The organism is Oceanisphaera marina (genome assembly GCF_014643915.1).
Taxonomy (GTDB): Bacteria; Pseudomonadota; Gammaproteobacteria; order Enterobacterales; family Aeromonadaceae; genus Oceanimonas; species Oceanimonas marina.
Genome location: NZ_BMKE01000006.1, coordinates 33,742 through 57,649, shown reverse-complemented (window position 1 = coordinate 57,649; position 23,908 = coordinate 33,742). Strand labels below are relative to the sequence as shown.

Annotated in this window: 18 protein-coding genes; 4 read left to right on the top strand and 14 right to left on the bottom strand. The window is 56.8% G+C overall.

From position 1 onward, the window contains the following. Positions 1-4: 4 nt before the first annotated feature. The 3 genes from IEW52_RS05155 to IEW52_RS05145 form a co-directional block, all read right to left on the bottom strand. A complete protein-coding gene (locus IEW52_RS05155; RefSeq protein ID WP_188629001.1) occupies positions 5-1,885 on the bottom strand; it encodes a DUF294 nucleotidyltransferase-like domain-containing protein in 1,881 nt (626 codons plus the stop codon). 224 nt (positions 1,886-2,109) lie between these two features. Beyond that, positions 2,110-3,741: a BCCT family transporter gene (locus IEW52_RS05150; protein WP_188629000.1), complete on the bottom strand. Its 1,632-nt coding sequence runs from the start codon at positions 3,739-3,741 to the stop codon at positions 2,110-2,112. Between the two features lie 200 nt (positions 3,742-3,941). Then, entirely contained in the window at positions 3,942-4,889 is a 948-nt protein-coding gene (locus IEW52_RS05145; RefSeq protein ID WP_229667803.1) for a LysR family transcriptional regulator, read from the bottom strand. Between the two features lie 178 nt (positions 4,890-5,067). Between IEW52_RS05145 and IEW52_RS05140 the strand changes: the two genes are divergently transcribed. From IEW52_RS05140 to IEW52_RS05130, 3 genes are all read left to right on the top strand, one after another. Then, positions 5,068-5,766 carry a CoA transferase subunit A gene (locus IEW52_RS05140; protein ID WP_188628999.1) on the top strand — a complete coding sequence of 233 codons (699 nt, stop codon included), beginning with the start codon at positions 5,068-5,070 and terminating at the stop codon, positions 5,764-5,766. A gap of 69 nt (positions 5,767-5,835) precedes the next feature. After that, positions 5,836-6,501, top strand: coding sequence for a CoA transferase subunit B (locus IEW52_RS05135; protein WP_188628998.1), 666 nt, complete (start codon positions 5,836-5,838; stop codon positions 6,499-6,501). Between the two features lie 121 nt (positions 6,502-6,622). Then, positions 6,623-7,969: a short-chain fatty acid transporter gene (locus IEW52_RS05130; RefSeq protein ID WP_229667802.1), complete on the top strand. Its 1,347-nt coding sequence runs from the start codon at positions 6,623-6,625 to the stop codon at positions 7,967-7,969. Between the two features lie 178 nt (positions 7,970-8,147). On the opposite strand, the gene yghU is transcribed toward IEW52_RS05130, so the two are convergent. Then, positions 8,148-9,017: a glutathione-dependent disulfide-bond oxidoreductase gene (gene yghU, locus IEW52_RS05125; RefSeq protein WP_188628997.1), complete on the bottom strand. Its 870-nt coding sequence runs from the start codon at positions 9,015-9,017 to the stop codon at positions 8,148-8,150. A 133-nt stretch (positions 9,018-9,150) separates the two neighbouring features. Continuing rightward, on the bottom strand, positions 9,151-9,999 hold the full coding sequence (locus IEW52_RS05120) for an alpha/beta hydrolase (protein WP_188628996.1): 849 nt from the start codon (positions 9,997-9,999) through the stop codon (positions 9,151-9,153). Between the two features lie 285 nt (positions 10,000-10,284). Here IEW52_RS05120 and IEW52_RS05115 point away from each other — a divergent pair, with 285 nt between their 5' ends. Continuing rightward, entirely contained in the window at positions 10,285-12,552 is a 2,268-nt protein-coding gene (locus tag IEW52_RS05115) for a TonB-dependent siderophore receptor (protein WP_188628995.1), read from the top strand. Positions 12,553-12,628: 76 nt separating this feature from the next. Here the strand turns inward: IEW52_RS05115 and IEW52_RS05110 are convergent, their stop codons facing one another. Genes IEW52_RS05110 through IEW52_RS05070 form a run of 9 tightly spaced genes read right to left on the bottom strand, consistent with a single transcriptional unit; the run spans position 12,629 to position 23,905 of the window. Then, positions 12,629-13,519, bottom strand: coding sequence for an alpha/beta hydrolase (locus IEW52_RS05110; RefSeq protein WP_188628994.1), 891 nt, complete (start codon positions 13,517-13,519; stop codon positions 12,629-12,631). Further along, on the bottom strand, positions 13,512-14,330 hold the full coding sequence (locus tag IEW52_RS05105; RefSeq protein WP_188628993.1) for an ABC transporter ATP-binding protein: 819 nt from the start codon (positions 14,328-14,330) through the stop codon (positions 13,512-13,514). Before IEW52_RS05105 ends, IEW52_RS05110 begins: the two co-directional genes overlap by 8 nt. Further along, positions 14,327-15,415, bottom strand: a complete 1,089-nt coding sequence (locus IEW52_RS05100; RefSeq protein WP_229667801.1) for a FecCD family ABC transporter permease — start codon at positions 15,413-15,415, stop codon at positions 14,327-14,329. The genes IEW52_RS05105 and IEW52_RS05100 overlap by 4 nt, the downstream gene beginning before the upstream one ends. A 14-nt stretch (positions 15,416-15,429) precedes the next feature. Then, positions 15,430-16,572, bottom strand: coding sequence for an ABC transporter substrate-binding protein (locus tag IEW52_RS05095; protein WP_229667800.1), 1,143 nt, complete (start codon positions 16,570-16,572; stop codon positions 15,430-15,432). A gap of 30 nt (positions 16,573-16,602) precedes the next feature. Continuing rightward, entirely contained in the window at positions 16,603-17,373 is a 771-nt protein-coding gene (locus IEW52_RS05090; protein WP_188628992.1) for a 2,3-dihydro-2,3-dihydroxybenzoate dehydrogenase, read from the bottom strand. Beyond that, positions 17,364-21,344 (bottom strand): non-ribosomal peptide synthetase, encoded by a 3,981-nt coding sequence (locus tag IEW52_RS05085; RefSeq protein WP_188628991.1) that lies wholly within the window; start codon positions 21,342-21,344, stop codon positions 17,364-17,366. Before IEW52_RS05085 ends, IEW52_RS05090 begins: the two co-directional genes overlap by 10 nt. A 1-nt stretch (position 21,345) precedes the next feature. Continuing rightward, positions 21,346-21,606, bottom strand: coding sequence for a phosphopantetheine-binding protein (locus tag IEW52_RS05080; protein WP_188628990.1), 261 nt, complete (start codon positions 21,604-21,606; stop codon positions 21,346-21,348). Continuing rightward, a complete protein-coding gene (locus IEW52_RS05075; RefSeq protein ID WP_188628989.1) occupies positions 21,606-22,241 on the bottom strand; it encodes an isochorismatase family protein in 636 nt (211 codons plus the stop codon). The genes IEW52_RS05080 and IEW52_RS05075 overlap by 1 nt, the downstream gene beginning before the upstream one ends. Beyond that, the gene (locus IEW52_RS05070; protein WP_188628988.1) at positions 22,241-23,905 is read right to left on the bottom strand and encodes a (2,3-dihydroxybenzoyl)adenylate synthase; all 1,665 of its coding nucleotides are present in this window, start codon (positions 23,903-23,905) and stop codon (positions 22,241-22,243) included. The genes IEW52_RS05075 and IEW52_RS05070 overlap by 1 nt, the downstream gene beginning before the upstream one ends. Between the last annotated feature and the right edge of the window lie 3 nt (positions 23,906-23,908).

Here is a 23,908-nt window from a genome sequence, read left to right as displayed (position 1 = left end):
CGGCTTAGCTCCGGTTGGGCTGATAACGAAACTTCATGAATTTTTGCGCATTGCTTAAGATCTGAAACGCGTCTTTAAGATTACGCCGCTCAAAGTCCGACAGATTATCGGGCTCGATATTGTTGTCCGGCTCGGTTCCCGCCTCCACATCCAGTGCCTGATGGCGAATACGCACCGTGGCAATAAACTCCATGGCATCACGCAAATCCGGCCCTCTGCCTTTGGGCAAAATTCCCGATTCAATCACATCATTAAGCCGCTCAAACGAATTGTGTGCCGTGGATCCGACCGCAAGGGCATGTACCCGGATCAAGTCGGCCAAAGGGGCCGTGCCGCGACGCTTGAGGTTGATGGAGTTATTGTGTTTGCCGTCTTGCTCCATCACAAATTCTTTGAAAAATCCCAGCGGAGGCGTGCGCCCCAGAGCATTGCGCGCCATGCTCGCCAAAAAACGCGGGCTGCGCTGGGCCCGGCGAGAAATAAGCGCATTGAGTTGTTCGGCCCACTGGGTTTTGCCATAGACACCGTCAAGATCGAAGAAAATCGAGCTGTTCAGTAAGGTCTGGGGGCTGGGGTTGGCAATCCAGTCACTAAAGCATTGCTCCCATTGCTGGCGCGTTTTTTGCCACTGCACATTGGTGGCCATAATGTCACCGGTGCAATAGCTGTAACCGCAGGCCGCCAGACCATCGCACACCCGTTTGGCCAGGGCGGAAAAATAGGCGCCGTGCTGAGCCGGATCGTAGCGGTTATCGAGAATAATGGCGTTATCCTGGTCCGTAACAATCAATTGCTCGTCGCGGGCCATGGAGCCCAATGCCAGAAAGCAGTACGGCACCGGCGGCGGCCCCAGCTCTTGTTCGGCCAGCTCCAGCAATCGCTGCTTGAAGCTGCGGCCAATACCGGCCATGGCCGTGCCTATCATTTGCGAGTTGGCGTCTTCGTTAACCATGCGTACAAAACAGGCCTTTACATCATCGGCAATAGCCGCCAGTTCCTCGGCATTTTGTGCCTTGAAGATATGGCGGACCACAAACAGGCTACTGCGCGACTCGTGGCGCATCACATCCGACAAGGCAACTACCCCCACCGGCTTGCCCTTGTGCAAAATAGGCAAGTGATGCAGGTTATAGCGCAGCATGATCAACATGGCCTCAAACACGAACTGGCCGCTTTCCAGGGCCACCAGATCCGTTGACATGACTTCAGCCACGCCAATATCGGCCGACAACCCCGTGGCCAACACCCGGGTTCGCAAATCTCTGTCCGTTAAAATCCCGGCCACACTGTCATGTCCCCTCTCGTCCGCTTCCTGAGTCGAGCCCAGCACCAATATGGAAGAAACGCCTTCTTCGGTCATCTTTTGCGCGGCTTCCAATATGCTGGCCGACAAGGGGATTGTCACCGGCTCGCGAGAAATCAGCTCGCGCACCGTCGAGGTGAGCAGTTCGTCCCCCCCCTCTTGTCGTGATACCGCCTGACGCAGTCGAGTGCGATCTTCAACTTCCACATAATCGGCAAATGAGTCATGACTTTCATACAACTCATTGAACAGAGCTTCAGGCAAACAGTACACCAGGGTATCTTCCAGTGCGGTGGCCGACATGCGTACCCGGTTGTTCATCAGCAAGCCCATCTGGCCAAACAGATTGCCTTCGCTCAGCCGATTATGCAGCTCGCCGCTGCGGCGGTGCATTTCTACGGCACCGGAGCGGATCAAGTACAGGTCGTGCACCAAATCGCCATAATTCAGGATCACGGTGCCGGCACGGTAATAGGCAATTTCTATCTGCTCGGCAATGGCTGCAAGCACCTCATCGTCCAGATCATTAAAGGGAGGAAAACGCCGAATAAAACCTAATATTTCCAGTTGTTCCGCTTCCATATCGCGACTCGCTCATCTTGAAAAATAAAGAGTGAAGGGTAAAGAGTGAAGTGAACGCCACATAGCCTAAAAACGCCAAACCTGACCCCATTCAGGATCAGGGTCTTGTTCAAACCCGAGTGCTCTTTCGGCAGCTCGATAATACAAAAAGGGCGAAGCGCCTGGTGTTGGGTTCCCCCTTCACACTGCACACTTCGCCCTTCACATTGTTTATTCAGCCTGCTTTATCTGGGTTCGGATGCCAGCCCTTTAATCAGGGAAACACACGACACCAGCAGCACTATGGTAAACGGAAACCCAGTAGAAACAGCCATGGCTTGCAGTGCAGCCAAACCGCCCCCCAGCATCAGGGCAATGGCCACCAGCCCCTCGAAGGTGCACCAGAACACCCGTTGAGGTTTGGGCGAGTTCACCTTACCGCCAGAGGCGATGGTGTCAATCACCAAAGAGCCGGAGTCGGAGGACGTCACAAAGAACACCACCACCAGAATAATACCGATAAAGGAGGTGATCTGCGCCAGCGGCAAGTCATCCAGCATGATGAACAGCTGCAGCGGTACCGCCGCCTCGGCCACGGCCTGATAGCCTTCGCTCACCAGCTGATTAATGGCGGTGCCACCAAAGGCGGTCATCCATAATACACAGGCGGTAGAAGGCACCAGGAGCACCGACACTAAAAACTCGCGTACGGTACGTCCACGAGAAACTCGGGCAATAAACATACCGACAAACGGAGACCAGGAAATCCACCATGCCCAGTAGAAGGCTGTCCACCCCTGAGAATAGTTGGCGTCTTCACGTGCAAAGGGCATCGACAAGGCCGGCAAATGCTCGACATAAGACATCAGGTTAGAGAAGAATCCCGTCACAATCAGCAGTGTAGGGCCAACAATAATTACAAATATCAGCAGCAACGCCGCCAATGCCATGTTGATTTCGGACAGCCGCTTGACACCCGCGTCCAGCCCCGCCAATACGGAAATAGTGGCAATACCGGTAATCAGGATAACCAGCACAATTTCGGTGGTGGTGCCCAGTGGCGTATCAAACAGATAATTCAAACCGGCGCTGGCTTGAGAAGCACCAAAACCCAACGAGGTAGCCAAACCGAACATGGTGGCAATCACCGCCAGCATATCGATTAAATGCCCAGGCCAACCCCACACGCGCTCGCCCAGCAATGGGTAAAATATCGAGCGGACCGTCAATGGCAACCCTTTATTAAAGGAGAATATCGCCAGCCCCAATGCCAAAACTGCATAAATGGCCCAAGGGTGCAGCGCCCAGTGATAAATAGTCGCCGCCATGCCCAGGCTGGTGGCCGCCGCCGCATCGCCTGCCGCGCCTCCCAGAGGTGCCCAGTCGGTACGCACGCCATTTTCCAGGGTAATACCGCCCATTGAGGTGCCAAAATGAGACAAAGGCTCAGACACACCGTAAAACATCAAGCCTATGCCCATGCCTGCGGCAAACAGCATGGAAAACCAGCCAATATAGGTAAAATCGGGCGTGGCTTCGGTGCCGCCAATGCGCACCCGGCCCAGTGGCGAGATAATCAGCCCCAGGCACATCAGCACAAAAATATTACCGGCACTTAAAAAGAACCAATCCAGGCTTGCCGTCAACCAGTTGCGCAAATCGGCAAACAGCGGGGCAACCTGATTTTGAAAGGCCAGGGTAAGAAACACGAAGGCCACGATAGCCAAACCGGAGATCAAGAACACCCGGTTATGAATATCCAGTCCAAACGGACCTATCTGTAGCGCAATATTATCTTGCCCTACCTGATAGTCGGTATTAATGGGATTCACCTTACCCTCAGGTGCGATCACATCATGATTGTTGTTATCTGTCATTGCTCAGATCCTTTGCGCACTAGCACTAAATGGTTAGCGTCATGGTAAAATACCCGCTAAATATAACACAAAAATCCAGCTAACTATTTGAAACCAGAGCTAACTGGTTAATTTTTCCCCGTTACCAGCAAGATATAATGTACCGCCGGTACCTGCCTGGCTCAACAGCCTCCCCATCATCATCAATAACGGTAAGTCGATTAGGTTAAGGTAGCGCCAATCCCGGTATCTGGCGCGGCTGGCTGCACAGAATCGAGCAAAATATCGTACAAGGCCTGGGCGGCCACCGATAATTTGTGCTCGCGGCGCGTTACCATGCCAACGGCACGGTCCAGCACAGGCGCCTGCAATGGCAGGCAATGAGCTCCCAGCTCAAACATTTGCCCACGACACAAGGCCGGTACCACACTCACCCCGAGCCCCGCTCCGACCATACGGCCTATGGTCGCCAGCTGATGGCTCTCGAAGGCCACCGGCACCGTTTGCTCCTGCGGCAAATACCCTGTCTGCACAAGCTGCTTTACGTGCTGCTCCAGCATCAGTCTCACCGCCGACGGTCGCTGCAAGGCAATAAAAGGTTCGACCAGCAACTTCGCCCAGCTGATATCCGTCTGCTGAGCCAAGAGCGAGCTGGCCGGCACCACAGCGACAAAACGGTCCTGATATAAAGGCATAAACGCCAAACCCAGATCGGCGGTGGGCTCAAAAGTAATGCCCAGCTCCACATGACCATCGCGCACCAGATCCAGCACCTGTTCGTTGATCACATCATTAATGGTGACATTCACCCCCGGGTGGCGGGCGCGAAATTGCTGCAATAACGGTGGCAACACATTACCGGCAAATGACGGCATGGCCGCTAGCACCACCCGACCTCGCTGCAGGGTAAAACGCTGGCGTAATTCATCTTCGGTATTATCCCACTCCACCAGCAAGCGACGGGCCAGCGGCAACAGCGCCTCGCCTTCGGGCGTCAGTCGCACCTGGCGTGTGGTGCGGGTAAACAAGCGCCCGCCCAAGTCTTGCTCCAGGCTCTTGATGGTCAGGCTGAGCGCCGACTGCGATAAAAACAATCGCTCTCCGGCTACAACAAAACTCAGAGTTTGCGCCACCGCCATGAAGGCCCGCAATTGCTTTACCGTCATCATGCTTTCCTTAACTCTGCCAGACTGTACTCAACTGTAACTGTTTTTGGCTCAGTTTGATTTGTAGAACTCATCAATCAATCACAAAATCAAACTTAACAAATAAATAACACATGCAATACTCAGTCATACTTTGTAATAACAAACATCAGGTAATCGCCCATAACAAGAGGGAATCAGGATGGCAGGTTTCGATAAACGCGTAGCGAGCTATGAGGCCGCTCTGGCCGGACTGGAAGATGGCATGACGGTGCTGGCAGGGGGCTTTGGCCTGTGTGGCATACCGGAAAATCTGATTAGCGAGATCAAGCGTAAAGGCACGCGGGATCTGACTATCGTATCCAATAACTGCGGCGTCGACGGCTTTGGCCTGGGCCTGCTGCTTGAAGACCGACAAATCCGCAAGATGATTGCCTCTTATGTGGGCGAAAACGCCTTGTTTGAACAGCTGTTGCTCAGCGGCGAGCTGGAAGTGGAGCTAACGCCCCAGGGCACTCTGGCGGAAAAAATGCGCGCTGGCGGCGCCGGTATTCCTGCCTTTTTTACCGCCACCGGCTATGGCACCGACATTGCCAAGGGCAAGGAAGTACGCGAATTCAATGGCCGCCCCCATATTCTGGAGCCCTCCATTACCGGCGATTTTGCCATCGTCAAAGGCTGGAAAGCCGACCATTACGGCAACGTGGTGTACCGCCATACCGCCCGTAATTTCAACCCACTGGCCGCCACCGCCGGAAAGATCACGGTCGTCGAAGTCGAAGAGATCGTCGAGCCCGGCCAGCTTGAGCCCTCGCAAATTCATACTCCCGGCATTTATGTAGACCGACTTATCTGCGGCCAATTTGAAAAGCGCATCGAAAAACGCACCGTGCAGGACTAAATAAACAACAAGGCGCAGCCAACTTATTGCTCGCTGCAATGACCGAATCAACATCAAGGAGAGCAGGCAATGGCACTGACTCGCGAACAAATGGCCCAGCGTGTGGCACAGGAATTACAAGACGGCTTTTACGTTAACCTCGGCATTGGCATACCGACCCTGGTGGCCAACTATGTACCGCAAGGCATGGAGGTCATGCTGCAGTCTGAAAACGGCTTGCTGGGCATGGGGGCTTTTCCTACCGAGGCCGAGCTGGATGCCGATATGATCAACGCCGGCAAACAAACCGTGACCGCCCGTATTGGCGCCTCCATTTTCGACTCTGCAGAATCTTTTGCCATGATCCGCGGCGGTCATGTGGACCTGACCGTGCTGGGCGCCTTTGAAGTGGACGTACACGGCAATATCGCCTCCTGGATGATCCCGGGTAAATTGGTGAAAGGCATGGGTGGCGCCATGGACCTGGTGGCCGGTGCCGATAACATTATCGTGACCATGACTCACGCCTCCAAAAATGGCGAATCCAAACTGCTGCCCCAGTGCCAACTTCCGCTAACGGGCGCCGGCTGCATTAAACGGGTACTGACCGATCTGGCCTATCTGGAAATTGAAGATGGCGCTTTTATCCTGAAAGAAAGAGCACCGGGCGTGAGTGTAAAAACAATCGTCTCCCTTACGGCCGGCAAGCTGATCGTGCCGGATCAGGTACCCGAAATGCGCTTTGATATTCAATAAACCCATTGACCAATACCGGGTTAAATGACGTCGGATCATTGCCCGTAAATACGTTCACGTTTATTGCATGTCCGGTTATCACGATAACCGGGCATGGCTGTACATCACATTAAGGATGCTTATGATGTTCAACAAAATCACTGGATTCAGCGTGAATCTGGTACAACGCTATCTGCCCTCGGCGTTTGTGTTCTCCGCCCTGCTCACCCTGTTTGTGTTGGCGGCCGGCATTATTTCTACCGAGCAAAGCCTATCGGCCATGGTGCAACATTGGAGCACCGGCTTTTGGACCCTGCTCGGTTTTGCCATGCAAATGGGCCTGATTTTTGTTACCGGCCACGCCTTGGCTTCTGCCCCCATAATTAACCGCCTGCTCGACCGTTTGGCCGGGCTTGCCCATACTCCGGGCCAAGCCGTGATCATGGTGACCCTGGTGGCACTCGCCGGTTGCTGGCTGAACTGGGGCTTTGGTCTGGTAATAGGCGCCGTGTTTGCACGCGCCCTGGCCCGAAAGGTAGAGGGTGTGGACTACCCTTTGCTGGTGGCTTCTGCCTATTCCGGTTTCTTGATCTGGCATGGCGGCCTGTCTGGCTCTGTGCCTTTGTCGATGGCCAGCGGCGGCGAGAGCCTGGCGCGCATCACCAATGGCGTTTTGTCTGATCCCATTGCCGTTAGCCAAACCCTGTTTACCACTTATAACCTGACCATTATCGCCCTGCTGGTCATCGGCCTGCCGTTGCTTAACCGCGCCATGCACCCACGACAAAACCCCAAAGTAGCCGATCCGGCCAAGCTGATAGAATCCCGTACCGAGCGCCCCAAACGCGACACCCCCGCCCAGCGGCTGGACGACAGCCGTTTATTGGGGCTTGCGTTGGTGGCCATGGCCGCGGTGTATCTGTTCAACCATTTCAGCAGCAAGGGTTTTGTGCTGGGGCTGGACATAGTGATCGCCATCTTCCTGTTTGCCGGGTTGCTATTACATGGCACGCCCGAACGCTATATGCGCACCGTGGATGAAAGCGTACGTGGCATCAGCGGCATAGTGCTGCTGTTTCCCTTTTATGCCGGCATCATGGGCATGATGATGGGCGCCAACAGCGAGGGAGTTTCTCTGGGCCGCCAGATCACCGAAACCTTTATTTCCTGGTCCACCGCCGACACCTTTCCACTGCTAGCCTTTTTAAGCGCCGGCCTGGTCAACGTGTTTGTCCCCTCGGGCGGCGGCCAGTGGGCGGTGCAGGCACCCATTATGTTGCCTGCCGCTCAGGCACTGGGCGTATCGCCTACCGTCACCGCCATGGCCATCGCCTGGGGAGATGCCTGGACCAACATGATACAGCCCTTCTGGGCGCTACCGCTGTTGGGCATAGTGGGTCTGGGTGCACGCGATATTATGGGCTATTGTCTGATCATGCTGGTGTATTCCGGCCTCGTGATTTCCTCCGTACTGTATTTTATGGCCTGAAATAGGCACAAGATCACCGGCATAACGACAGCTCGTTATGCTGCGCTGCGCAACCTGATACGCAAGTCAATACAGCCATACTGCAAGTGAGCGAGCGCCGGCAACAAGGCTGGAGTTATGTTAGTACCCAGAATAAAAAAGCGCCTCACGGCGCTTTTTTATTCTGCTGTTTTTTTGATCAGACTTTTTTCGCCACTTTTTGCGCCAACACGGCATCGATGTCTGCAGCACAGTGGCGCTCGGCCAGTGCCTCGCCCGGCTGGTCGCTGGTGCGATTGACGATGCGCCCTCTTTGTACGGCGGGCCGTGCAGCAATCTCTTTCGCCCAGCGCAGCACGTGAGTGTAACTGGCGGCATCGATAAACTCGGCGGCATCGTATGCCCGGCCCAGCACCAGATTGCCATACCAGGGCCAGATGGCGATATCGGCAATGCTGTATTGGTCTCCGGCAATATAGGGGTTCTCTGCCAGTTGCTTGTCCAGCATATCGAGCTGTCGCTTGGCTTCCATGGTAAAGCGGTTAATGGCGTACTCTATCTTTACCGGCGCATAGGCATAAAAATGGCCAAAGCCGCCGCCCAGATACGGTGCCGAACCCTGTAGCCAAAACAGCCAGTTCAGAGTCTCGGTGCGTTCGGCAATATCGGTTGGTAAAAAACGGCCAAATTTTTCTGCCAGATACAGCAGTATATTACCGGACTCAAACACCCGGATCTCATTCTCCGTTGAGCAATCCAGCAGTGCCGGTATTTTGGAATTGGGATTTATCTCGACAAAGCCGCTGGAAAACTGATCCCCGTCGCCAATGCTGATCATGTGGGCATCGTATTCGGCCTCGCTAACCCCCAGCGCCAGCAGCTCTTCCAGCATAATAGTGACTTTCTGGCCATTGGGGGTGCCCATGGAATGCAGCTGCAGTGGATGCTTGCCCTTGGGCAGGGTTTTCTTGTGGGTGGCGCCCGATACCGGCCGGTTGGTTTTTGACCAGGTACTGCCGTCGTCTTTGGGTTCGGTCCACACCTTGGGGGGGTGATATTCACGCGTCATATCGTTTCCTCATCTCAATGTACCGGTTCATCAATGGGTGTCATGCCTAACATCATGTCTATACATGGCCATGCCTCACTGTAACCAATATTGGCCATTACGCCCAGCATCCCCTTTGCGGGGATAAGTCGGCTTATTGCTGCTCTATGCCCTGCGCCATACGTAGCGCCGAGGGAATAGAGGCGGCTCTGACGCTGCCATGATGATGTTGAAAATAGTCATAATACTGCACGGTTAATTCTGGCAACTGGCTTAAACGTTTAGCCAAACGCCGTGTGGCGTCTTCTGGCAAGGTGCTGCCTTCACGATGCGATGCACTGCGTTGAATCAATACGTGGCCGTTCGGCCGCTGCTTTCGCTGCTTATAAGAGGCTTCGTCGTTCAATATTTGCCCCTGCTGCCACCACAAGGACGGGTCGACCGCAATATAACTCTGAAAGCTTTCAGGGTGATTAAACAAGGTATGCAGCACAAATAACCCGCCAAATGAATGGCCCCACAAAGATTGACGGCCAGCATCCAGCTGAATACGTTTCGCCACGCGTGGCTTTACCTCCTGTTCAACAAACTGCCAAAACGCCTCTGCCCCGCCGTATTGCGCACTTTTCGCGGTGGGCGTGTAGTCATAAGCACGAGCGGGTTGAGCATTGTGCTGGTAACCCAGCGTCACAATCACCGGCCAATCGCCGCCCTTCAGGCGACTAAAATCCTGTTCATTCAACGCCGCCAATGCCGCATTGCCATCCAGCATATACAGCACGGGATATCCCTGTTCGGGAATAGGAGCCTTGGGAATACTTATCACAATCTGATAGTGCCTTTGTTGATCGAGCGAGGTTAAAGCAAAGCCCTCGAATCGATAGTAACAGGACGTTTTTTCAACCGGCATCGGCTCCGCTTTTACCGCTTCCTTGTCTACCGCCAACGCCGAGCCCGGCATCACCAAAAACAGGCTCATGATCAATAGTGCGCAATATCTCATTATTTCCCCAATTTTTCGTGGAATGTGCCGCAGTCATGATCGGGTAACTGACACAAACGAATTGCAAATGATACTAACTATCATTTACTATACGGAACTGAATTTTCTCTGAATGCCAACGGCGGCTTTGGTCGAACCTGGTGCACAGAGGTGCTGCTGACAGCCTTCGCCATGGATGCTGCGCCAGTGCTTACCTATATCAACAATGCCACCGGTGATGTTGCTTTTTATAGATGATGCACTTATTTGAGAATAAGAACTACTACCTTTAAGGATATTGGTAATATGCAAAGATATTTATGGCTGCTTGGCAGCTGTGCGTTGGCCGTATCGGCCCAGGCGAATGAGTCTGACGCAAATAGCTATACGCTGGATGAAGTCTTGGTAACGGCCCAGGAGGTGCTCAAGCAAGCACCCGGAGTGTCTATTATTACCGCAGACGATCTGGCAAAGCAGCCGGTGAGTAATGATTTGTCGGAAGTCATTCGTACCATGCCCGGCGTTAACCTGACGGGCAACAGCACCAGTGGTCAGCGCGGCAACAATCGCCAGATTGATATTCGCGGCATGGGCCCCGAAAATACCCTGATTTTAATCGATGGCAAGCCCGTCAATAGTCGCCAGGCGGTGCGCTATGGCTGGCGCGGTGAGCGTGATACCCGTGGCGATACCAACTGGGTACCCATGGAAGCAGTTGAGCGCATCGAAGTATTGCGTGGTCCGGCCGCCGCCCGTTACGGCAACGGCGCCGCCGGGGGTGTGGTTAACATCATTACCAAGGCAATTCCCGACCAGTTTTCAGGCTCGGCAACCGCGTATATGGAGCAGCCAGAAGATTCAGTCGATGGCGCCAGCAAGCGGCTGAACTTTATCGTTTCCGGCCCGCTTTCCGATAAGGTCGGGTTACGGATATCCGGTAATATCGCCAAAACCGACTCCGATGACTGGGACATTAACCGGGGTCATCAATCTACCCGCCTCGACGCGGGCCGCGTGGATTACCGAGGCACCTTCCCTGCGGGTCGTGAGGGAGTACGCAATAAAGATCTGGCACTGCGCTTGAGTGTGCAGCCGACAGCAGCCCATCAATTTGACCTAGACGCCAGTTTCAGCCGCCAAGGCAACATTTATACCGGTGACACCCAGAATACCAATAACTACACCACCAATGCCCAGGGCGACTTGGTTGCTACCTCGGAGCTGGTGCAGAAGAATATTGGGGCAGAAACCAATATTATTTATCGTCAAAGCTTCGCCCTGACTCATAAAGGGGAATTCGACTCGGGGAACTCCCTGAGCTATATGCAGTATGAAAATACCCGTAACCACAGGTTAGACGAAGGTCTCGCCGGCGGCACCGAAGGCTTGTTTTCCGATAACAGCATGACTACCTCGGTGCTGGATCAATACACGGCGCATACCGAGTTTAATATGCCCACCCAGATGGCGGGACTGGATCACGTGCTGACCGTGGGCGCAGAATGGACCCAGAGCAAGTTTACCGACAATAACTCGGTCGGCCAAAGCACCACGGAAGGCGGGCAGGTAGGCGGCGTTGCGGCGCAAGATCGCAGTCCAGAAGCGCAGGACCACATTACCTCTGTGTTTGTAGAAGACAATATCAACCTCACCGATAGCACCATACTCACTCCCGGCTTGCGTTACGACAAACACAGCGTCACCGGAGATAACTGGAGCCCGGCACTGAACCTGACCCATTATCTTGATGACGCCTGGACGCTGAAAGCCGGTATTGCCCGTGCCTATAAAGCACCCAACCTGTATCAAACCAATCCAGATTACCTACTCTACAGCCGTGGCAACGGTTGTTGGAACGGTGGGGGTTCTTGTTATCTGCAAGGTAATGCTGATTTAAAAGCCGAAACCAGTACCAATTCCGAATTGGGCATTGAATATGCTGCCAACGACATAGTGGCGGGAGTCACTTACTTCCATAACGATTACCGCAACAAGGTGGAAGCCGGATTGCAGCCCGTAGGGCAAGCCACAGGTGGAACTGGTAACTTTGTCAATTCAGATATATTCATGTGGAGCAACGTACCCAAGGCCGTTATAGAAGGACTGGAAGGTACCTTTAATATGGGCCTTACGCCGACTCTGGATTGGTCCAACAACATGACCTATATGCTGCAAAGCAAGAATAAAACCACCGGTGAGGCGCTGTCGGTGATCCCCGAGTTTACCCTGAATTCCCGCCTGGACTGGCAGGTTACCGATCAGCTGGGCCTGAATACCCATGTCACCTGGTACGGTAAACAGGTACCGAACAAATACGACTTCCAGGGCAAGCCGGTACAGGGCGAAGAGCGAGATCAACTTTCACCTTATGCTCTGGTGGGCCTGGGTGGCCGTTATACCTTGTCCGATGCGCTCGCCTTTAGCGCAGGCATCAATAATGTGTTTGACAAGCGTCTGTACCGCCGTGGTAATGCGGTGGGCGTAGGCGACCCACGCACCATTTATGGTGCCGGTGCCGAAACCTATAACGAACCCGGCCGTAGCTTCTACGCCTCGGCAACCTACAGTTTCTAATACCCATTGGCAGAAAAAAGTGAAATAAAAAACAGCGCTGGTCGCTGTTTTTTATTTCATCGTTCAGAGAAAACGTTTAAGAAAACATCAGGCGCAGGGTGCGCTGAATGGCGATCATCACAATAGAAGAGTGGTCTTCTTCAGGAAAACAGCGGTAGGTAACCCGCTCGCCCAATACCGGCCGCAAATGGTCGGCCGCTGCACAGGCCTGCGTTATCATCTGGCGCGCTGCGCGCCTTTGCACAAGCGCCGCCACACCCGGGGTACCCAACAGCCAGGGGGCAGGCTGCCCTTCCCATTCCCCCACCGCCACCAACACACCGCGAATACTCTCGGTCGCGGCTTGCTCCAATGCATTCAGGCGCATAGCCAGCGCCTCAGGCTGCCACCATACCGACGGGCTGATGGCCGCATAATGACAAAAAACCTCTGGCCGAACAGCCAGCGCGTTCAGCACAAAGTAACCGGCCAGCGAGTGGCCAAACAATGACTGACGCGCGGCATTCAGGCCAAACTCTGCGCTCAGTTCGGGGGCCAGCTGCTCGGCAATAAACGCGAGAAATTCCGCCCCGCCACCGGCCTTGTCTGCGGCATGATTCGCGTCAACCAGCGTCGATGCCTCGAAGGTATAGTCACGATAACGATATTCGGTGGCAAACAGGCGCTCGCCGCCGTGGGCAATGCCCACCACCGCCGCCATGCCAATGCCGGTCGCATCGGGACGACGGCCGCTGCGTTGAATGGCCTCGACAAAAGTGGCAAACATGGCATTGGCATCCAGCACGTACACCACCGGCCAGCCACCCGCTGGCGGAGTGCCCGGCGGTATCCACACGCTTATCTGATACGCCGCCCCGTTCGCCCGCGACACGCATTCCCGATGCTGGCTTTCCTTCATATCCCCTACCTCTTTATCGAATCTTGCCAGGTCGTTGGTCAACCGCAGAACAAGCGCCGGCTTAGCCATAAATCACATCGTCAATCATGACCTGCATATTGCCCTGAGAGCACTGCCCTACCCGCGCTTGCACCCCATATACCCGAGCCAGAGTGTCCGGGGTAATGGCCTCACCGGGAGTGCCGCTGGCGACCACCTGCCCCTGAGCCAGCATCACGATACCGTCGGACCAGCGTGCCGCCACATTAAGATCGTGCAGCACCGCCACTACTATCATGTTGCGCTCGCGAGCCAGTTCATGCACCAGTCGCATCACCCGAAACTGATGCTTCAAGTCCAGGGCACTGATCGGCTCGTCGAGCAGCAGCACCCTGGGGTTACGCGCCAGTACCTGGGCCAGCGAAACCAACTGGCGCTGCCCGCCAGACAGATGCCCCAGGTTTCTCAGCGCCAGATCGACAATGCCCACCCGTTCGAGAACCTCCACCGCATATTGCTTGACCTCCTGGCTCGAACTCGCGCCCTCCATCGGGGAAGCTCGCAGCGCGCTGATCACGCTTTCCAGCACGTTCAGCGACACCCCTTGCGGCAGCGTTTGCGGCATGTAAGTAACGCGCCGCGCCCAGTCGGCCAACGGCCGACCAATCAACTCATAACCGTCAAGGCGCACCGATCCCCTGGCCGCTTGCAAGCCGGCCAGGGCGCGCATCAGCGTGCTTTTACCCGCCGCATTAGGGCCAATCAGTGAATACACCCCGCCGGCAGCCAGCGTTGGCAGGCTGATCTGTTGAATGATATGGCGCTTGCGATAACCGGTGGACAAGCCACTGATCTGCAGGCCTGCACTCTGCTCGCTGGCCGTTTGCTCAATCTTGCTCATGATTGTTTCTCCGGCTTCCAGAAGATCAGCAATAAAAATACCGGCACCCCCACAATCGAGGTCACTATGCCTACCGGCAGTAATACGCCCGGTACCAGCACCTTGCTGGTGGCCGAGGCCAACGCCATGATCAAGGCCCCGGTTAAAATACTGCCGGGCAGCAAAAAGCGGTGATCTTCTCCCAGCATCAGTCGGGCAATGTGCGGCCCAACCAGGCCGATAAAGCCAATGGTGCCCACAAACGCCACCGACGTGGCCGCCAGAATACTGACCCGCAACAGCGCCAGAAAGCGCAGCCGCCCCACGTTGATACCAAAGCTGCGCGCCCTGTCTTCCCCCAGACGCAGTGCGGTCAACTTGCCGGCCGATGCCAGCGAGAATGGCACCACAACCAATAACACCAGCGCCAGCAAGCCCACATTCTGCCAATTTGCCCGCGAGAGCGAGCCCATGCTCCAGAATACCAGTTGCTGCAGTGCCGCCTGGGATGAGGCAAACTGCACGAAGGCCACCAGCGCGTTAAATACAAACACCAGGGCGATGCCCAGCAACACCATGGTTTCCACACTGGCACTGCGCAACCGCGTCATCAGCTGTAACAGCAATACCGATCCCAGAGCAAAAATGAAGGCGTTCAGTGACACCATCCACTCGGTAGAAACAAACGGCAAACTGATCCCCAGCACAATAGCCAAGGCCGCGCCAAAGGAAGCCGCCGACGATACCCCCAGGGTAAAAGGGCTGGCCAGGGGATTATTGAGAATGGCCTGCATTTCGGCGCCGGCCAGCGACAAGGCCGCTCCCACCAGCATGGCCATCAGGGCATAGGGCAAACGTACATTCCAGATAATGGTTTTTTGTGCGGTGGATACACTGTCTGGATTGAGGATCCCCGCCCACACCTGGGCCGCGGTCAGCGAAGAAGGCCCGGTAATCATGTCGAGCACCAGGGCCCCCAGGCACAGCAGCACCAATACCGCCAAAATCAGTACGCGCCAGCGTACCTTGCTGCGATAAGCCGACAGAATGGCAGCGGAATCAGTGGTGGCAGCGCCCGGCGTAGATAGATCAGTCAAGGTATTCACGAAAGTAGCCTGTTTCAAGGGTGTTGCGATGAGGGAAGATCAACCCAGCCGGTGCCGGTATACGGCAAGGCCAGAAAGCGCTCGTTAATAAGCTGCAAGGTACTTGCGGGATCCAGATCGGCAAAAAGCCGGGGGTGTATCCATTTGGCCAATGCCTCTACCGCCACAATATCCAGCGGCGAGTTCAATAGCTGATGGGCCAGGCCGTGTACCCGCCCCTGGCTCACCGCCGAGAGATCGGCAATGCCATGACGGCTGGCGACCCTGGACAATGCCGCCTGTGCGTCTGGCACGCTATACCCCCCCCCCATGACCAGACCGCCATTTTTCGCCAACGCGGGTCCGCCGGTGGCAATATACACATCGGGATCGCTGGCAATAATATATTCAAGATTGAGTTTGCCCGAGGCTTTGGTCAGCACGTCGGCCCCTATGTTGTGCCCGCCCACAAACGCAATGTAGTCACCTATGCCGCCATTACCCGGCGAAAAACAGCAATCTTGGGTGATGCCCGCATGGGCCTCCATGAATACCGTCGGCCTGGAGACGTCGCCCTCATCAAGACGTTGTGAAATACGCGCCAGGTGTTGCTCGCGCAGCGCCAGATACGCCTGTGCCTGGGGCTGGTTGCCGGTCAAGCGGGCCAATAGTTCAAGGCTGGGAGCCTGATGCTTGAAGGGATCGATAAAGAAGTCAATAAACACCACCGCAATGCCCGAGGCTTGCAACATGGCCACCTGATCATCCGTCGGGCCACGGCTCAGCGATACCACCGCCACATCAGGATCGGCGGCCAGCATCGACTCCATATCGAAGCTTTCTGCCGAGCTGGACACCACAGGCAGTGACTTCATGGCAGGGAACGCCGCCACCGTACGCTGATAGAATTCCTCGCCCAAACGGTTGATGTCGTTTGGCCAGGCGGCGAGCTTGCTCACCGGATCGGGATCAATCAATGACAATGCCAGCAGAAAACGCCCATCATCAATGGCGATGGTGTCAATGTTATCGGGCACGGTCACGGTTCTGCCGCGCAGGTCGGTTACCTCTTGCCCGGCGGCGGCCGTCAATGGTGTCAGAGCCGAGCACACCACCAACATGCCGGTCGCCAATGCACGAACCACAGCCGTGGTGCCAATGCGTAAAATACCTTCCATTAAAATTCCTTTCTCAAACATGCAAGGGAATCAGGCGCGCAGCGTCGCGCCACCGTCCACGTATAAATCATCCATCACGATATGCCCGGCCTGATCGGACAACAAAAACATCACCGCATTGGCAATATCTTCCGGCTGCGCCAGCTTGCCCAGTGGAATCCCGGTTTTATAGTCCTCGGGAATGCCGTCTATCACCCGCTGCTCGCCACTGTCATCCGCCCACATACCGGTTTGCATCGGAGTGCGGGTGGAGCCCGGAGCCACGCTGTTGCAGCGAATGCCAAATGGCGCCAGCTCCAGTCCCAGACAGCGCATGAACATGGCCGTCGCCGCCTTGGAAGCGGCGTAAGCGGCCATCGCATGGCGGGGAATACCGGCGGCGTTCGACCCGACCGTGACGATGACGCCCCGGCGGCGGGGCGTCATGACTCGGGCCAGTGCCCGTGACACATAAAATACACCGTCGGCATTCACCGCAAAGGTGCGCCGCCAGGTGGCATCGTCGATATGCTCCACCGTGCCAAATTGCAGTATACCGGCCACATTGATGCCAAAGCCTATCGGCCCCAGCTCGTGCTCTACTCTGGCCACCAGCGCGTCTACCGCCCGGGAGTCGGTCACATCCAGTGCCATGGCATGCATCGCAGGGAGCCCGGGTACGTCTTCCATCACAGGGGCAACAAGATCCGTGGCTACCACGATACAACCGCTGGCACGCAGCTGGTTTACCAGTGCTTCGCCAATACCACCACCGGCACCGGTTACCAGGGCAAGGGTGCCGTTAAATCCGCTCAACTGCATGAGGTCTCCTGTAAGTTCTGTGTTACCTTGCCCGTCACATATGCCGCGTCATACTCGGCCATGCAATCGGCCAACAGCGGTGCCATGCGCACCGAGGCGTCGCGCCCTGTCATTTCGGCATGTAAAAATGGCAGTTCAAGCGCTGTTATGTCGCGGGCATAATCAGACCACAAACTGGCCTGCAGCTGCGGTTTGTCGCTGTGATCGTGCCCGGCGCGCAGGTGCAGAATGCGGCCGTGATAACGGCCATGATAATGACCGCGCACCAGCTTGTTGGTGCTGGTAACCGCACGCACCACGCCATCCAGTGCCGCGTCGGGCAGGTTGCCCAGGGTGCTGTCACCCCGGCGCAGGAAGGCCACCACTTTCTCGCGGCTGTCCAGCGCCAGGTGTTGCTCCGGATCGTAACCGGCAATCGCCAGCAATGCCCGCAGCGCCGCCACCGGATCGGGCTCGGGTTCGGCACGCCAGCACTCGGCAGGATAGGCATCCAGCAGCGCCACCATACCGACGTCACGGCCCTGCTCACGCAGGCAAATTGCCATGGCGTGAGCAATAATGCCCCCCACAGACCAGCCAACCAGATGCACGGGCCCGTGCGGATGCAGCCTGGTCAGGGTGTTGACATAACGAGCGGCCAGCGCGGCTATGCTTTGCTCTGGCGGGTGCCCATGATTTGGCGAGCTGTGCAGCGCCGGCGATTGCAACCCATACAGGGTACGTCTGGGCGACAGAGTCTGCGCCAGTTCGCGGTAGTTCCAGGCAATGCCGCCTGCCGGATGAATGGCAAACACCGGGGCCAGATTGGCCGCTCCTTGCGCCAGCAGAATACTGTCACCCAGCCCATCATCGGCATTGGCACCCGGCGCGTCGATCAGCGCCGCCAACCCCGCCACCGTGGGCGAGGCAAACAAGGCACCAAAGCCCGGGTCCCAATGCCAGCGCTGTTGAATGGCCAGCAACAGATGCACCGCCGACAAGGAGTCGCCGCCCAGCGCAAAAAAGTCATCGTCAGCCCCTATCGCCTGACTGATATTCAGCTGCTCGGCAAACAGGCGGGCCAGTTCACGTTCGGTGTCGCTGCTCAGCTCGCCACCTGCCGACTGGGCGGCTTCTGGCAATGGCAGGGCTTTGCGGTTTAATTTGCCGTTGGCCGACAAGGGCCACTCTTGCACCGTCACAAACGCCGTCGGAATCATATAGTCGGGCAAGCGCGCTGCCAGATGCGCACGCAGGGCGCCCGGTTCCAGGCCATCGACGTGCCTCGACTGCGGCTGCACATAAGCCACCAGGCGCGGCTCGCCGCCAACCTGGCGCAACAGCACCTCGGCGCTGGCCACCCCGGCAGCCGTGCTCAGGGCATGGTTGATGTCCCCCAACTCGATACGCAGCCCCCGCAGTTTTACCTGATCGTCGCTGCGCCCCAGATATTCGATGGCTCCGTCTTCACGAAAACGGGCCACATCGCCACTTTTATACAATCGTTCGCCGTGAATGAACGGATGCGCGATAAAACGTTCAGCCGTCAGTTCGGGCTGGCCCAGATAGCCCCTTGCCAGCTGTACACCGCCCAGATACAGGTCTCCCGCAACGCCGGGCGGCAAGGCACGCAATTGCGAGTCCAGCACATACAGCTGGGTATTCCACACCGGAAACCCGATCGGTACCGAGGTGCTGTGATCCTCGCGGCTGGCATGCCAGTAGCTCACGTCTACCGCGGCTTCGGTGGGGCCATAAAGATTGAACAACTCGGCTGTCAGTTGCTGATGAAAACGCGCACGCAGCGAGGCAGCCAGGGCCTCGCCACTGACGATAACCCGCCGTAGCGAGCCGGTTGTGATGCCGGGCGAAGCCAGAAAGGTTGCCAGCATGGAGGGCACAAAATGCAGCGTGGTAATGCCGTGTTCGCGGATCAGATTGGCAATAATGCGCGGATCCTGATGCGCATCGGGCTGCGCTATCACCAACCGGGCACCGGCCAGCAGGGGCAGAAAAAATTCCCACACCGACACATCAAAGGTGGCCGGGGTTTTTTGCAAGATGCGCTCGCTGGCATCGATGGCAAAAAAGTCCTGCATCCACAGCAGTCGATTGACAATGGCCTGATGCTCAACCACCACCCCTTTGGGTTCGCCGGTCGACCCCGAGGTATAGATGACATAAGCCGCATCGCTGGGCTCTGCCTGGGTATTCAGACTTGCCTGATTGCTGTTAGACACACTGGCGTGCCAGTCTTCGGGCTTCAGCACCAACCGGTCGGCAAAGCGCGCCGCCTCAGTGGTCAGCAAACACACCGGCTGCGCCGAGTCGAGAATGCGCGCCAACCGATCATCAGGCTGAGCCGCGTCCAGCGGCAAATAAGCGCCACCGGCCCGCTGAATGGCCACCAGCGCAATCACCAGTTCGAAAGAGCGCGCCAGGGCAACCGCCACTATGGTATTGCGCGTGACCCCCAGCGCTTGCAATTGCAGCGCCAGCGCACGCGTTCGCTGCTCCAGCTCGGCGTAACTCAGGGTTTGCTCGCCCAGTACCAGCGCGGTTGCCTCGGGAGTGGCGAGCATTTTCGCCTCAAACAGTGCCACCAGGGTCGTCGCAGGCACAGGATGAGCCGTGGCATTCACCTCATGAAGGTAACGCCGGGTTTCGGCGGGGGTCGCCAGGGCAATATCCTGCAACTCACCTTCGGCGTAACAGACCTCAATGGCGGCCTTTAAAAAGGCGGGCAAGCGTGTGGCGTGAGCCTCGACCTCTTGTGGGGTATATAAGGCACCGTTGGCTTCAATTTCGAGATCCAGCGCGGCTTTGGCATCACCACGAAACCCCAGGGTGATATCCTCGACCGGCCCGGTAGAAAGAATGTCCAGCTGGCTCTTCAAGCCATTGAACAGCAGGGGACTGTAAAAAGGCTGTACATTAATCAAGGGGCCATAAAGTCGACGTTGACCGCCAATCAGTCCCAGATCGCGGCGCAGCTGTTCGCCACGGTAACGGCCATGGCGACGCCCCCGGGTCAGTTCACGCCCGGTATGGCGCATAAAAGTGTCCAGGGTGGCACTGGCTGGCTCGTCTGCTTCGCGCAGCGCCAATGGCAACACGTTCATTACCATGGCCGGCACCCGCGCCGCCTTGCTGCCCAGACGCCCCATATAAGGCACCCCCACGACAACTTCATTGGCGCCCTGGGTGTGGCGGCGGCAATATTCGGCGGTGAGCACGGTTAACAGATCGGGCCAGGGCTGATTGCGCATCTCGGCCAGGTTGGTCAGGCGCGCCATCAGCTCGGTGTCCAATGGTGTCACCTGCCGCCAGCACTGATATTCACTTGCATCGCCAGCCGTCTCGTTTGCCAAACTGGCGGGAGGTGGAAGATCGGTCAGGGTGTGATGCCAATAGGCTGCATCACGATCCCGGCGATCCGATTGCTGATACTCGGCGTCTTCTTCCAGCACGGGCAATAAAGGCGCAAAGGGCCGATGGTGACTATCGCCGCCATACAGTGCACTCACCCGTTCGCCAAACAGCCCCATGCCATAGCCATCGGTTGCCAGATGATGCACCCGCAGATACCAGGCGTAACGCCCGTTCCCCAGCACAAACAATTGTTGTCTGGCAAGCCGGTCACGCGCAGGATCCAGCGCCATTAAATGGTCACTACGCATTTGCTGCAGCGCGGCCGCCCTGGCTTCATCTCCCGCTGCACCATGGGTGCTCAGATCGATGACCTCCAGCATCGGCACGCAGGCCGTATCCCGCCATTGGCACGGCCCTCGTTCGGTATCAGCGAAGCGCAGTGCCAGGCTGTCGGCCTCGGTGGCCGCCTGATTGGCCGCCGCCGTAAAGGCCTGCACATCCAGATCACCTTCCAGCCAGAGCACATGGGCCGTGTTGAAGGCCGGATTATGCGGATCCAGACGCTGGGCAAACCACAGCCCTTGCTGAGCTTCGGTTAGCGGATAACGGCTTGCTTGCATGTTACTGGCCTCGCTGCTGACGCTGTACTATTTGCCACCAGTCGGCCAGAGTGGGGGTTTCCGCCAGGTCGGCAAAGCGTAGTTCCAGACCGGTCTTGTTCCACTCCACCGAAATATTGAAGATGCGCATGGAATCCAGACCCCAGTCGAGCAGGTTGTCGTCATTTTCGAGCTCTTCCGGCGCTTCATCTACCAGCCGGGCAATATCGGCACGCATGCGCTCAAGAGTCAGGGGAGCCAGGGCTTGAGTGGGAGTCGTCATTATATTAATGCCTTTAACAGTTGTTCTGTGGTCATGGGCACGCCACAGGTGCGTGCTATCCAGTGCAGCGCCCCCAGGTGATCATCACGGGTAAAGTCGGCACTCGCATCGGCGGCAATAAAGGGCTCAATGTCCAGCTGAAACGCCTCCGCCACGGTGGCGGTACAGCCTATGTGGGTATACACCCCGGTGACCAGTAACTGGTCGCGGCCACGGGCCCGCATCAGGGTTTCCAGGTTGCTGCGCTGAAAGGCACTGTAACGGTGTTTCACCAGTACCTGATCGTCAGCCACCGGCGCCAGTTCATCAATAATGGTTTCATGCTCGGGGATGGCGTGCATGCCCGGGCCCCACAGATCGGCCTGCAGTCCACGATCTGCACGCAGCTGATTACCTTTTTGCGCGGTATAGAAAACCGGAATGTCTCGCGCCCGACAATGCGCAATCAGCCGAGCCAGGTTGGCTACCGCCGGTTCGAGTGGGGCCGCATCAGGGGCAAAGGGACGCAGAAAGTAACGCTGCATATCATGTACCAGCAGTGCAATGCGCGCGGTGTCCGGCGTCCAGTTGGCCCGCGCCGTGGGCAGTTCGTCGGCGCCGGGTAGTACATACTGTTCAATGGTGGGCAGTCCCATTAGTCTTGCTCCTGTTCTAAAAAACGCTGGCGCAGTTGGGCACGCAACTCACGCCGGCTGATTTTGCCTACGGCCGTGGTGTCGAAGGCCTCGGCAAACACAATCTGATCCGGCACTTTAAAGGCCGCCAGCCCCTGCTCGCGTACCCATTTCTTGATGGCAACCGCACGGGGTTTTTCGCCCCGCGCAATAATGAAGGCACAGCTGCGCTCGCCTAAATAGGGATCGGGAATCGACACCACGGCGGCATCAAACACCGCGGGGTGGCCAAGCAAGAGATCCTCGATTTCTTCTGCCGATATTTTTTCACCGGCACGGTTGATGTGATCGTTTGCCCTGCCCTGCACAATTAAATAACCGTCCTGGGTGCGTTTGACGATATCGCCGGTACAGTAGTAGCCATCCGCGGTGAAGCTTCGTGCATTGGCCGCCTCGTCGTTGTGATAACCGCGAATGGTATAAGGGCCACTGATCTGCAAATGCCCTGCGGTGCCGTCAGGCACCGGCTGGCCGTTATCATCCACTATGCGTATGTCGTCATCGGGGCTGATTGGCCTGCCCTGGGTATTAAGAATGATGTCGTTCGCATCATCCAGGCGGGTGTAGTTAACCAGACCTTCGGCCATGCCAAAGACTTGTTGCAGCTTGCAGTCGAGTCCGTTTACCAGGCGCCGGGCGGCTTCCGGCACCAGCTTGGCCCCGCCCACCTGCATCACTTCCAGGCTGGAAATATCGTGTTGGGTATGTGTCGCCGCATCGGCCCATAACAGCGCCAGTGGCGGCACCAGTCCCACGCAGGTCACACGCTCGCGTTCAATCAAGGCAAAGGCAGCGCCGGGCTCGGCACTCGGGCTTAACACCACCCGCGCCCCGGCATACAGTGCACCCAGCCAGCCCGGTGAACTCATGGGAAAATTATGGGCCGCCGGCAAGGCGGTCATATAGACGCTGTTGCGGGTAATACCGCAGAGTTCATTACTGGCACGAAAGGAATAGATGTAATCGTCATGAGTACGCGGTATCAGCTTGGACAGCCCGGTGCTGCCGCCGGATATCTGCAAAAAGGCCACCGCTTGCGGATCCTGCCTGTCCGGTAAAGCGTCCGGATGGCCATCGAGTGCCGACAAGGAGGTAAATTCCTGCGCCTCGCCCGCAATCACCACGTGCTGGATGTCCGGCACGGCATTAACCAGCTCGCGAGCCAATGGGCGGTAGTCAAATCCGGCGTAATACTGCCCGGCTATGTAAGCACTGGCTTGTGCCTTGCGGGCAAAGTGGCTGATTTCGGTGATCCGATGTGCCGGTAGCGCATACACGGGAATCAAGCCCGCATAAAACAGCCCGCATACCACGGGGATAAACTCGGCCACATTGCCAAACTGCACTATGACCCTGTCGCCAGGCTCCAGCCCTTGCGCCAGCAGTCCGGCACCAATGCGTTCGGCTTCATGGCCTAGCTGCGCGTAACTGTAACGGCTCTCATCCGCTACCACGGCAATGTCATCGCCGAAACGAGCGGCGCGATCCCGTAAAAAGGCAGCAAAGGTCTCACCGCGCCAATAACCGGCGGCGCGGTACCGGGCCACCAGGGCGTCTGGCCAGATTTGCTGAAGTGCCAGCCGTGTCGGAGCGGTCGGTAGTGTCTGGGAAGAAGTATTGTTCATGAT

Coding starts and splice junctions, on each gene's coding strand:
- IEW52_RS05120 (WP_188628996.1), bottom strand. CDS start 9,999: ATGAGATATTGCGCACTATTGATCATGAGCCTGTTTTTGGTGATGCCG.
- IEW52_RS05150 (WP_188629000.1), bottom strand. CDS start 3,741: ATGACAGATAACAACAATCATGATGTGATCGCACCTGAGGGTAAGGTG.
- IEW52_RS05105 (WP_188628993.1), bottom strand. CDS start 14,330: ATGAGCAAGATTGAGCAAACGGCCAGCGAGCAGAGTGCAGGCCTGCAG.
- IEW52_RS05140 (WP_188628999.1), top strand. CDS start 5,068: ATGGCAGGTTTCGATAAACGCGTAGCGAGCTATGAGGCCGCTCTGGCC.
- IEW52_RS05115 (WP_188628995.1), top strand. CDS start 10,285: ATGCAAAGATATTTATGGCTGCTTGGCAGCTGTGCGTTGGCCGTATCG.
- IEW52_RS05085 (WP_188628991.1), bottom strand. CDS start 21,344: ATGCAAGCAAGCCGTTATCCGCTAACCGAAGCTCAGCAAGGGCTGTGG.
- yghU (WP_188628997.1), bottom strand. CDS start 9,017: ATGACGCGTGAATATCACCCCCCCAAGGTGTGGACCGAACCCAAAGAC.
- IEW52_RS05155 (WP_188629001.1), bottom strand. CDS start 1,885: ATGGAAGCGGAACAACTGGAAATATTAGGTTTTATTCGGCGTTTTCCT.
- IEW52_RS05135 (WP_188628998.1), top strand. CDS start 5,836: ATGGCACTGACTCGCGAACAAATGGCCCAGCGTGTGGCACAGGAATTA.
- IEW52_RS05110 (WP_188628994.1), bottom strand. CDS start 13,519: ATGGCTAAGCCGGCGCTTGTTCTGCGGTTGACCAACGACCTGGCAAGA.
- IEW52_RS05095 (WP_229667800.1), bottom strand. CDS start 16,572: ATGGAAGGTATTTTACGCATTGGCACCACGGCTGTGGTTCGTGCATTG.
- IEW52_RS05070 (WP_188628988.1), bottom strand. CDS start 23,905: ATGAACAATACTTCTTCCCAGACACTACCGACCGCTCCGACACGGCTG.
- IEW52_RS05080 (WP_188628990.1), bottom strand. CDS start 21,606: ATGACGACTCCCACTCAAGCCCTGGCTCCCCTGACTCTTGAGCGCATG.
- IEW52_RS05145 (WP_229667803.1), bottom strand. CDS start 4,889: ATGATGACGGTAAAGCAATTGCGGGCCTTCATGGCGGTGGCGCAAACT.
- IEW52_RS05075 (WP_188628989.1), bottom strand. CDS start 22,241: ATGGGACTGCCCACCATTGAACAGTATGTACTACCCGGCGCCGACGAA.
- IEW52_RS05090 (WP_188628992.1), bottom strand. CDS start 17,373: ATGCAGTTGAGCGGATTTAACGGCACCCTTGCCCTGGTAACCGGTGCC.
- IEW52_RS05130 (WP_229667802.1), top strand. CDS start 6,623: ATGATGTTCAACAAAATCACTGGATTCAGCGTGAATCTGGTACAACGC.